This window comes from Acidovorax sp. HMWF029, from assembly GCF_003060895.1.
GTDB lineage: Bacteria > Pseudomonadota > Gammaproteobacteria > Burkholderiales > Burkholderiaceae_C > Acidovorax.
On record NZ_QAIH01000084.1, the window covers coordinates 1 to 10465 of the forward strand.

At 63.7% G+C, this 10465-nt stretch carries 9 protein-coding genes and 2 riboswitches; of the genes, 1 reads left to right on the forward strand and 8 read right to left on the reverse strand.

The genetic code is table 11. The annotated features are described in order from the left end of the window. Window positions 1–243: 243 nt before the first annotated feature. A complete protein-coding gene (locus DBR12_RS05120; RefSeq protein ID WP_108616266.1) occupies window positions 244–903 on the forward strand; it encodes an NAD(P)H-dependent oxidoreductase in 660 nt (219 codons plus the stop codon). A gap of 63 nt (window positions 904–966) precedes the next feature. On the opposite strand, the gene DBR12_RS05125 is transcribed toward DBR12_RS05120, so the two are convergent. The 8 genes from DBR12_RS05125 to DBR12_RS05160 all read right to left on the reverse strand — a co-directional run. After that, a complete protein-coding gene (locus tag DBR12_RS05125) occupies window positions 967–2322 on the reverse strand; it encodes an MFS transporter (protein WP_255575906.1) in 1356 nt (451 codons plus the stop codon). A gap of 58 nt (window positions 2323–2380) precedes the next feature. Beyond that, complete coding sequence (locus DBR12_RS05130) at window positions 2381–3457, reverse strand: MerR family transcriptional regulator (RefSeq protein WP_108616267.1); 1077 nt, start codon at window positions 3455–3457, stop codon at window positions 2381–2383. Between the two features lie 4 nt (window positions 3458–3461). Next, complete coding sequence (locus tag DBR12_RS05135; protein WP_233244309.1) at window positions 3462–3830, reverse strand: FKBP-type peptidyl-prolyl cis-trans isomerase; 369 nt, start codon at window positions 3828–3830, stop codon at window positions 3462–3464. A 208-nt stretch (window positions 3831–4038) separates the two neighbouring features. Then, window positions 4039–6951 carry an aminomethyl-transferring glycine dehydrogenase gene (gene gcvP, locus DBR12_RS05140; protein ID WP_108616269.1) on the reverse strand — a complete coding sequence of 971 codons (2913 nt, stop codon included), beginning with the start codon at window positions 6949–6951 and terminating at the stop codon, window positions 4039–4041. A 155-nt stretch (window positions 6952–7106) separates the two neighbouring features. Continuing rightward, window positions 7107–7481 (reverse strand): glycine cleavage system protein GcvH, encoded by a 375-nt coding sequence (gene gcvH / locus DBR12_RS05145; RefSeq protein WP_108616270.1) that lies wholly within the window; start codon window positions 7479–7481, stop codon window positions 7107–7109. 86 nt (window positions 7482–7567) lie between these two features. Continuing rightward, entirely contained in the window at window positions 7568–8713 is a 1146-nt protein-coding gene (gene gcvT / locus DBR12_RS05150; RefSeq protein WP_108616271.1) for a glycine cleavage system aminomethyltransferase GcvT, read from the reverse strand. A gap of 50 nt (window positions 8714–8763) precedes the next feature. Continuing rightward, window positions 8764–8890: riboswitch (glycine riboswitch) on the reverse strand. A 21-nt stretch (window positions 8891–8911) separates the two neighbouring features. Next, window positions 8912–9000: riboswitch (glycine riboswitch) on the reverse strand. Between the two features lie 17 nt (window positions 9001–9017). Then, window positions 9018–10295: a TRAP transporter large permease gene (locus tag DBR12_RS05155; protein WP_108616272.1), complete on the reverse strand. Its 1278-nt coding sequence runs from the start codon at window positions 10293–10295 to the stop codon at window positions 9018–9020. Continuing rightward, window positions 10292–10465: TRAP transporter small permease (locus tag DBR12_RS05160; protein WP_233244310.1), on the reverse strand; the 174-nt coding region annotated here is incomplete at its 5' end. The genes DBR12_RS05155 and DBR12_RS05160, both read right to left, overlap by 4 nt.

Here is a 10465-nt window from a genome sequence, read left to right on the forward strand (position 1 = left end):
GACGGGAGGGGCGGGCACACGCCGCGCCATGCTGTGGGCCAGAACGCATGGCCGCGAGTGTACGCCCGCAGGCGACGGACTCTGGGAGTGGGCTGGAGAACGGTTGTTTTTTGGAGAGATTGTTTACCGATTGCGAACAATCCTTTTCCGCAGCGGTGCTTACTCCCAGAAAGCCGAGTCTTTACAGTTGAAGCATCAGCACTTTTTCAGCCAACCCTCTTGCAGATTTCAGGAATCCTTGCCATGAACCTCGTTGACACCACTGCCGCCCAACCCCTGCTGAACAAACTGCAGTGGCGCTACGCCGCCAAGAAGATGAACCCTGCCAAGGCGGTTCCTCAGGAAAAGGTAGAGCGCATTCTTGAAGCTGCGCGCCTTGCGCCGACCTCCAGCGGCTTGCAGCCCTTTGAGATCATTGTGGTGACCGATCCCGCCGTACGTGCCCGCATCCAGCCCATCGCCTGGAACCAGGCCCAGATCACCGACGGATCACACCTGCTGGTGTTTGCCGCCTGGGACAACTACACGGCCGAGCGCATCAACATGATGTTTGACCTGACCAATGAACAGCGCGGCTTCAAGAACGAAGGCTGGGAAAACTACCGCCAGATGTTGCTCAATAGCTACCCTCAGCGTGACGCAGAGGTGAACTTTCAGCATGCAGCACGCCAGGCATACATCGGCATGAGCGCAGCTCTGATCGCGGCGGCGTTCGAAGAGGTGGATTCCACCCCCATGGAAGGATTTGACCCCAAGGCGCTGGACGAGATCCTGGATCTGCGCGCTCGTGGCCTGCGCAGCGTGGCGATTGTGCCCCTGGGTTACCGCGCCGACGAAGGCGACTGGCTGGTGAACCTGAAGAAGGTGCGCCGCCCGCGTGAGCAGTTCGTGACTGAGGTCTGATCCGCTCGTCTCCAGGTCTCGAAGGGCCGGGCTGTCGCCCGGCCCTTTTTTACGTGTACAGCATCAGCGCGCGGCCGGGGCAGCATCTGTTACGCGGCGCATGGGCGTCAGCACCGACGCCAGTGCGGTGAGCACCACCAGCGTGCCACCACTGGCCGCAAACAGTTGAGGCAGCGTTATGCTTTTCATCACCCAGCCCGTCACCGCCGCAGAGATGGGCGCCAGGCCCATGAAGATAAACATGAACAGGCTCATCGCCCGGCCTAGCAGGGCAGGTGGCACACGCTGCTGGATCCAGGTGAACACGCTCACCTGCATGAAACCGCCCAGCAAGCCAATTACCGCCATCAGCGCAGCACCTTGCCACACGGCGGTGATCAGCCCCATGGGCATGAACAGCACACCGATGATGGCGTCGAACGCGAGGATGGTCATGCCCAGGCTTCCAAAGCGCAGCCGGGGAACCATGCCCGACACCACCATACCGAGCAGCGTGCCCGCGCCATGGGCGCCCACGATGGTGCCGAAGGCCGCAGCACCCAGTTGCGGGCTGCTGCTGGCCAGCACCGGGATGGCGATGTGGATGGGGCCCATGATGAACAGAGCAATCGCACTCCAGTAGAGAAAGCAGGTGCGCAGTTCGCCATCGCGCCAGAAGTGAATCAGCCCCTGTGCCACCGATGTCAACACCGCCTGGGGCGCGGCTGCTGGGGCCGAGTTGCCAGCGTGGGTCTGCACCTTGGACAGCGTCCAGGCCGACACCGCAAAGCTCAGGGCGTCGAGCGCGAATGCAATGCCGATGCCGGTGGCATTGGCGTGGGCCGGTGCGTCTACGGCTTCTTGGGCTGCGTTGCCCGCACCAAACAGTGCAATCAGCAGCCCCGCCAGCAGGGGCCCTAGGAACATGGTCAGTTGCCGCAGCCCCAAGCTGATGCCGTTAGCGGCCTGCAATTGCGAGCGTGCCACCACGTGGGGCATCATGGCGGTGGCCGCGGGAATGCTGAAGGCCGTGGCCAGGCCAATGCCCAGGGACAGCACGTACACCATCCACAGCGACAGCGTGCCTGCAAACACCAGCCCCGCCAGCACGGCCAGCAGCAGCAGGTTGATGTACTTGGTGATCATCAACACCTGCTTGGGGGAGTGTCGGTCTACCAGCGCACCACCGATCAATATGAACAGCGCGCGCGGCACGCTGATGAGGGCCAGAACTGTGCCCAGCACCAGCGTGTCGCCTGTCATTTGAAGTACCAACCAGGGCAGCGCGATCAGTGTGAACTGGTCGCCCAGCATGGACAGCAGAGAGCCGCCCGTCATCCAGCGGAAGTTGTGGTCTTTGAACAGCGCCGCGCGTGGGTTTTCGGTGAGGGCGTTGCCTTGGTTAAGCGGTTTGCGCGGGGATGCAGTGTCAATAGTCATGTGTCGATCCATTCATGGGGACCGACTTTGGAGCCTCACGTTGCGTGAGGGTCAAGTGCTATCTGCATTTCTGTGATGCAAATTTTTCCAAGAGTGCACTGGGTGCTGCCGATGCGTCTGCGTCTGCCTTTGGCGCCGCGTACGCCAGTGCGGCGCGCAAAAAGCCACGCACGGGTGCGCTCAAGGGTGAGCCTGCCTGCAGCAGAGGCTCGTTGTCCGAAGCAGTGAGCAGCTTCTGGCGCAGTTCGGGGCTGTTGCTGGTCAGTGTGTCAAACATTGCGTCCCAGCGCATGGCTGCAGTCGCGGCCTCGGGGTGGTGGGGCGGCAGTGCACGGGCAAGGAGCGCTTGAACGTCCTGCTCCAGTGCAGCCCAGTTGGTATGCGGCACATGACCCAGCTTGCGCAGGTCGTTGCGGGTCAGGTACTTTTCGAGCAATGCCAGGCGCAATTTGATGGCCGTTTCGATGTACTCGATCATGTCGCCGGGCGGTGCATGGTTGCGCCCCTGGGTGCTGGGTTCGGAGCGGAACATGTGGCCCCAGCGGTCCAGCAGGTCAAGATCACCCCCCATCCAGTGCAGCATCAGGGCCATCCAGCGGTAGGCCAGCGCCTGTACCTCAGGCGTGTCGGGCGGCAGCTGGCGCTCCATGGCGCTGCGCACCAGGTCTTTGACAACGATCCAGTCGGCCTCGATCAGGCTCCAGTTGGTGAAGATCTGTTTGAGTTCTGGGGTGCTGAAATACTTGCCATAGGTGGTCATGAGCGCGAGCGTTTCCAGCCAGTTGCTCATGTCGGGCTCTGCGCCCGCCATGAGGCCGTCGCGCAGCATGGTCAGCCGTCCACGCAGTTCGGTGGCCTGGGCGATCTGCTGGTCCAGCGCGCGGATTTGCTGGCTAATGATGCGTTGGGGGGCCACCCCTTCGCCCGCGAGCAGTTCGGCAATGTCGCTGAGCGCCAGGCCCATCTGGCGCATGGTCTGGATGCCATGCAGCCGTTGCACATCGGCTTGGCTGTATAGGCGATACCCCGCGTCAGAACGGCCAGAGGGCGTGAGCAGCCCGATCTCGTCATAGTGGTGCAGTGTGCGTACCGTGAGGCCGGTGCGCCGTGCGAGGTCACCGACCTTAAGAGGCATGGTGTCAGCGGCCGACGGAGATGAGTTCGATCTCGAAATTCAGCGTGGCATTGGGCGGAATCACGCCACCGGCGCCACGGGAGCCGTAAGCGATGGAGGGCGGGCAGGTCAGCTTGGCCTTACCGCCGGGCTTCATGCGCTGAACACCTTCGGTCCAGCAAGGGATCACGCCATTGAGCGGGAACGAGGTGGGCTCGCCGCGCTTGTAGGAGCTGTCGAACTCTTTGCCGTCCAGGAACGTGCCCTTGTAGTGGACCTTGACAGTGTCGGTGGCCTTGGGCGATTCGCCCGTGCCGTCTTTGAGCGATTCATAGACCAGACCACTGGCTGTGGTGACGGGTTTGGAGGTTTGAGCCATGGCGGCGGGGGCCATCACGGCGGTGGCGAGCAGAAGGCACAAGAGGTTTCGCAAAGGAGGCTCCTAGAAGGGTGAATCTCAACACAGCCCGCGATCTTATGCGTGTTCCTGCTCGTGTCTGTAAGGGTCCCCAACGAAAAAAGCCCTGGGCGAGAGGGCTCCAGGGCTTGCAAGAGCAAGGGCTGTGGCGGCTGACCGTGCCGCCGTGGCCTTTGCTGCGGGGTCAGGCGTAGTCGCTCACCGGGATGCAGCTGCAGCTCAGGTTGCGATCGCCCCACACGTTGTCCACGCGGCCCACGGGCGACCAGTATTTGGTTTGGCGCAACGCGGCCACAGGGTAGGCTGCGGCTTCGCGGGTGTAGGGGCGGGTCCAGTCGCCGCTCAGCAGACTCTCTGCGGTGTGAGGGGCGTTCTTCAGCGGGTTGTTGTCTTGCGGCAGCGTGCCTGCTTCGATCTGGCGGATCTCTTCGCGGATGGCGATCATTGCATCGATGAAGCGGTCCAGCTCGGACAGGGTTTCGCTCTCGGTGGGCTCCACCATCAGCGTGTTGGGAACGGGGAAGCTCAGCGTGGGGGCGTGGAAGCCGTAGTCGATGAGGCGCTTGGCCACGTCTTCGGCCATTACGCCGCTGGTGTCCTTCAGGCCGCGCAGGTCCAGGATGCACTCGTGCGCTACATGGCCGTTGGCCGACGCGTACAGCGTAGGGTAGTGGTCCTTGAGGCGGGCGCTGATGTAGTTGGCGCTGAGGATGGCGGTTTCGGTCGCGGCCTTCAAGCCGTCGGCACCCATCATGCGGATGTACATCCAGCTGATGGGCAGCACGGCGGCGTTGCCCAGGGGTGCGGCGCTGACGGGGCCTACTTTGCCTGCGGCGAGGGCTTGCGGCTGGTCGCCTTGACCGGGCAGGCCGGGCAGGAAGGGCACCAGGTCCGCCACCACGCACACGGGGCCCACGCCGGGGCCGCCACCGCCGTGGGGGATGCAGAAGGTCTTGTGCAGGTTCAGGTGGCTCACGTCGCCGCCAAACTCGCCGGGGGCGGCCACACCCACCAGGGCGTTCATGTTGGCTCCGTCCACGTACACGCGGCCGCCGTGGCTGTGCACCAGGGCGCACAGTTCCTTCACGCTGGTCTCAAACACGCCGTGCGTGCTGGGGTAGGTGATCATGATGCAGGCCAGGTTGGCGCTGTGCTGTTCGCACTTGGCCTTCAGGTCGGCCATGTCCACGTTGCCGTTGGCGTCGCAGGCCGTCACCACCACCTGCATACCTACCATCTGCGCGCTGGCGGGGTTGGTGCCGTGGGCGCTGCTGGGGATGAGGCAGATGTTGCGGTGGCCCTCGCCACGCGACTCGTGGTAGCCCTTGATGGCGAGCAGGCCCGCATATTCGCCCTGGCTGCCCGCGTTGGGCTGCAGGCTGATGCCCGCGTACCCGGTGGCCTGGCACAGCCAGGCGCGCAGTTGCTCGTCCAGTTCTCTGTAGCCCTGCTGCTGGTCTGCCGGGGCAAAGGGGTGCACGTTGGCAAACTCGGGCCAGGTGATGGGGATCATCTCGCTGGTGGCGTTGAGCTTCATGGTGCAGCTGCCCAGCGGGATCATGCTGCGGTCCAGCGCCAGGTCCTTGTCGGACAGCTGGCGGATGTAGCGCAGCATGCCGGTCTCACTGTGGTGTGTGTTGAACACCGGGTGCGTCAGGTATTGGCTGGTGCGGCGCAGCGCGGCGGGAATCAGCGGCTCGATGCCGTTCTCGAAGGCGTCGAAGGTTGGCAGGGCCTGGCCGTCCTGGGCGAAGATCTTCCACAGCAGCTCGATGTCGGCGCGCGTGGTGGTCTCGTCCAGCGAGATGCACAGGTAATTTTCAAAGTAAATTCGCAGGTTTGCGCCTGACTGTATTGCTTTTGATGCTATTGATTTTGTAGCGTTGTCGGTTTTCAGAACCAGCGTGTCGAAGGTGGCTTGCTCACGCACCGGTGCGCCCAGTTGCACGAGGCCTCGGGCCAGGATGGCGGCGTAGCTGGCCACGCGCTGGGCGATGCGCTTGAGGCCCTGCGGGCCGTGGTACACGGCGTACATGCTGGCCACCACGGCGGGCAGCACCTGGGCCGTGCAGATGTTGGAGGTGGCCTTTTCGCGGCGGATGTGCTGCTCGCGCGTTTGCAGGGCCAGGCGGTAGGCCGGCTTGCCGTGCACGTCCACGCTCACTCCCACCAGGCGGCCGGGCAGGCTGCGCTTGAACTCGTCGCGGCAGGCCATGAAGGCAGCGTGGGGGCCGCCAGCGCCCATGGGCATGCCAAAGCGCTGGGTGGTGCCCACAACGATGTCGGCGCCTTGTTCGCCGGGCGGGGTGATGAGCGTGAGGGCCAGCAGGTCTGCCGCCACGATGAAGGCAGCTTGCTTGGCGTGGGCTGCCTCCACATCGGCGCGCAGGTCGTCAATGCGGCCACTGGTGGAGGGGTACTGCGCCAGCACGGCAAAGTAGTCGCCCGCCAGCAGGGTGTTCCATTCGTCGGCGGAATTGGCCAGCTTTACCTCGATGCCCAGCGGCAGTGCGCGGGTCTGTATCACTTCGATGGTTTGGGGGTGGGCATCGCCCGCCACCACGAACACGTTGCTTTTGCTCTTGACCGAGCGCTTGGCCAGCGTCATGGCCTCGGCGGCGGCGGTGGCCTCGTCGAGCATGGAGGCATTTGCAATGGGCATGCCCGTCAGGTCGCACACCATGGTCTGGAAGTTGACCAGGGCCTCCATGCGGCCTTGGGAGATTTCGGCCTGGTAGGGCGTGTAGGCGGTGTACCAGGCGGGGTTCTCCAGAATGTTGCGCAGGATGACCCCGGGCGTGTGCGTGCCGTAGTAGCCCTGGCCGATGAAGCTCTTGAGCAGCTGGTTCTTGCCTGCGATGGTCTTGAGCTCGGCCAGCGCAGCGGCCTCGGTGGTGGCCGCTGGCAGGTCCATGGCGCTGCTGCGTGCGATGGAGCGCGGCACGATGGAGTCGATCAGCGCGCGGCGCGAGGCCTCACCGATCACGGACAGCATGTGGGCTTCATCCGCTGCGTCGATGCCGATGTGGCGTGGCAGGAATTCGGTGGCGTTTTCCAGCGCGGACAACGGCAAGGAAGTGGGCAGGGCGGCGGTCATGGCAGGCAGTCTGGGTGCTATAAAAAAAGGAGCTTGTTTGCGCTTGATGGACGGTCTTTGCCGAGGTTTATTGCTGAGAACCTGATGAATCCAGCGCAAGCAGCTATGGTTTTTGAAGCTGGGTGGGCCATGGAGCCCACCAAGCCATCAGGGCATCACGCGTTGGCAGCGAATGCCGTGTAAGCGGTTTCGTCCATCAGGCCGTCGAGCTGGCTGGCGTCGGCCAGCTTGACCTTGAAGAACCAGCCAGCGCCCAGCGGGTCGGTGTTGGCCAGGGCAGGATCTGCGCGCAGGGCTTCGTTCACTTCCACGATCTCGCCGGTGACGGGCATGTACACATCGGCAGCGGCTTTCACCGACTCGACCACACCCGCCACGTCACCTTGGCTGAAGGTTGCACCCACCTCGGGCAGATCCACAAACACCACATCGCCCAGGGCGTCCTGTGCGTGCACGGTGATGCCCACCACGGCAGCGGCCGTGTCGGCGGTGTTGATCCATTCGTGTTCTTTGGAAAATTTGACGGTCATGGGGAAGCTCCTCAAGCAACGGGATAAGTAAAGGAATCAGCAATGTAGCGGGCGCAGGCTGCGTTGGTGCACAGCCACCCGCGAAATCAACCGCGAAAGTAGTTGGCGGGGACAAAGGGCATGGCACGCACTTCCATCGGTACGGCCTTGCCGCGCACGATGGCGTTGACACGGGTGCCAATGGCGGCAAATGCAGGCAGCACGTAGCCCATGGCCACAGGTTCGTTCACCGTGGGGCCCAGCAGGCCGCTGGTGACTTCGCCGATCTTCTGACCATCGGTGCTTTGCAGCTCGGTGTGCTCGCGCACGGGCACACGTTCCAGCGCGACCAGACCAACACGCTTGCGAGTGATGCTGGCGGGGTTGTCGAGCTGGGCCAGCACTTTGTCGGCCCCCGGAAAGCCGCCAGCGCGGGCACCGCCGGTGCGGCGCACCTTTTGCATGGCCCAGTTCAGGGCGGCTTCTACGGGTGTGGTGGTGGTGTCGATGTCATTGCCATACAGGCACAGACCGGCTTCGAGCCGCAGCGAGTTGCGGGCACCCAGGCCAATGGGCTTGACTTCAGGCTGGGCCAGCAGGGCGCGGGCCAGTGTTTCGGCCTGTGCGGCGGGCGCGGAGATTTCAAAGCCGTCTTCGCCGGTGTAGCCGCTGCGGGTCACAAAGCAGTCGCAGCCTGCGATGGTGAATGTGCCGCCGGTCATGAACACCAGCTTTTCAACTCCGGGTGCGAGGCGGGCGAGGGCGGTGACGGCCTGCGGGCCCTGCAGGGCAAGCAGGGCATGGTCGGGCATGGGCGCCACTGTGCAGCGCTGGCCGATGCGGGCTTGGATATGGGCGATGTCGCCCACTTTGCAGGCGCCGTTGACGATGACGAAGATGGTGGGTTCACCATTCACCACGCCCTGGTTGAAGAACATCAAATCGTCGATGACCGTGCCCTCGTCGGTCAGCAGCAGGCCGTAGCGCTGCTTGCCCACGGGCAGGTCGATCACGTCCACGGGCATCAGCGTCTCGAACGCGGCGGCGGCGTCGGCACCGATGAGCTTGAGCTGGCCCATGTGCGACACGTCGAACAGGCCCGCTGCGGTGCGGGTGTGCACATGTTCGGCCATCAGGCCTGCGGGGTACTGCACGGGCATGGAGTAACCTGCAAAAGGCACCATGCGGGCGCCCAGTTCGATGTGCAAGGCGTTCAGGGGCGTGGTGAGCAGCGGGGCGGCGGTGGCGGACATGGCGGAACTCCGGGGCAAATGGGGGCCGCAGCCACCAAGGTGACTACGGGATTTGCCCTGCTGTCCGCTTTACCTGAGAGATTCACCGCAGCGCCCTGGCTGGCCGTGCGGTTTGCTCCTTCGGTGGATGGCCTCATCGCGCGGTGCGGCGGGCCATCTCTCTCCAGCAAGGGAACGCCCGCATCACTGCGGGCGGTTGCCAGTCCTTTTGCCTGAGCGTTCGGCAGCTGCCTGCGCCTTCGGCGGTGCTGTACGCCCGGTTGGGGGGCGGAGCACTCTCTCCTGACGGGCGGGATTCTAACGCTTACTTGGCATAGACCAGGTCGCGCAAGGCCAGAGAAATCGATGGCACATAGGTGATGACCATCAGGCACACCAGGATCACACACACAAAAGGCAGCAGGTGTTTGATGATCCGGTCCAGCGAGATCTTGGCCACCGTGCAGGCCGCAAACAGGTTCACGCCAAAGGGCGGGGTGATCATGCCCAGCGCCAGGTTCACCACCATGATCAGCCCGAAGTGCACCGGGTCGATGCCAAAGTGCATGGCCACGGGCGCCAGGATGGGCGCCAGCACGATGATGGCGGCGCTGGTCTCGATGAACATGCCGATCACGAACAGCGCGGCGTTCACGCCCAGCAGGAACATGGCGGGGGATTGCAACACTGCCTCCAGCCAGCGGCCGATGGCATCGGGCACCCCGGCGCGGGTGATGAGGAACGCAAACAGCCCCGCATTGGCGATGATGAACATGATCACCGCCGAAGAGATGGCCGACTTGCGCAGGATGGCGAACAGGTCTTTGGGCTTGATCTCCCGGTAGATCACCATACCCACGATGAGCGCGTAGAACACGGCCACGGCTGATGCCTCGGTGGGGGTGAAAACGCCGCCGTAGATGCCGCCCAGGATGATGACGGGCATCAGCAGCGCCCAGCTTGCCTGCAGCGTGGCTTTGCCGAACGGCATGCGGCCATCGCCATCGTTTTTGCCCCAGCCCTTGTACTTGCAGTACGCCCACACAAAAGCCATCAGTGCCAAGCTGATGAGGATGCCGGGGCCAAAGCCTGCAATGAACAGCTCGCCAATCGACACTTCGGCGCTCACGCCGTACAGGATCATCGGGATGGAGGGCGGAATGATCACGCCCAGCTCGGCACTGGTGGCCTGCAGCGCAGCCGCATAGCTGGTGGGGTAGCCGTGCTTGATGAGCGCCGGGATGAGGATGGCACCAATCGCAAACGTGGTGGCCACGGACGAGCCCGATACGGCGGCAAAGATCATGCAGGTGAGCACACAGGTCATGGGCAGGCCACCTTGCACGCCGCCCACAATGCTCTTGGCAAACTCGACCAGGCGGCGCGAGATGCCGCCGGTCTCCATCAGGTTGCCGGCGAGGATGAAGAAGGGGATGGCCGCCAGCGGAAACTTGTTGATCGAGGCGAACATCTCCTTCACGGAAATGAGCATGTTCGCGTTGGACGCCTGGATGCCCAGGATGGACGCAAGACCAATCGATACGGCCACCGAGATGGTGAGCGCGAAGCACAGCACCATCGTGGAAATCATCACGGCGCTCATTGGGCGGTCTCCAGTTCCATGCGCAGGGGGTCAATCAGGTTGCCGATGATGCCCACGGCGCAAAAGACGCCGCCGACCGGCATGGCCAGGTAGGCCCAGAACATCGAGACGGATTCCAGCCCCGCCATGCTCTGCACGCCACCGCGCTGGGCGTAGTCCCAGCCATACCA

Excerpts from the sequence above, each read along its gene's own strand:
- gcvT (WP_108616271.1), bottom strand. The coding sequence starts at position 8,713 with ATGTCCGCCACCGCCGCCCCGCTGCTCACCACGCCCCTGAACGCCTTG.
- DBR12_RS05155 (WP_108616272.1), bottom strand. The coding sequence starts at position 10,295 with ATGAGCGCCGTGATGATTTCCACGATGGTGCTGTGCTTCGCGCTCACC.
- DBR12_RS05120 (WP_108616266.1), top strand. The coding sequence starts at position 244 with ATGAACCTCGTTGACACCACTGCCGCCCAACCCCTGCTGAACAAACTG.
- DBR12_RS05130 (WP_108616267.1), bottom strand. The coding sequence starts at position 3,457 with ATGCCTCTTAAGGTCGGTGACCTCGCACGGCGCACCGGCCTCACGGTA.
- DBR12_RS05135 (WP_233244309.1), bottom strand. The coding sequence starts at position 3,830 with ATGGCCCCCGCCGCCATGGCTCAAACCTCCAAACCCGTCACCACAGCC.
- gcvP (WP_108616269.1), bottom strand. The coding sequence starts at position 6,951 with ATGACCGCCGCCCTGCCCACTTCCTTGCCGTTGTCCGCGCTGGAAAAC.
- DBR12_RS05125 (WP_255575906.1), bottom strand. The coding sequence starts at position 2,322 with ATGACTATTGACACTGCATCCCCGCGCAAACCGCTTAACCAAGGCAAC.
- gcvH (WP_108616270.1), bottom strand. The coding sequence starts at position 7,481 with ATGACCGTCAAATTTTCCAAAGAACACGAATGGATCAACACCGCCGAC.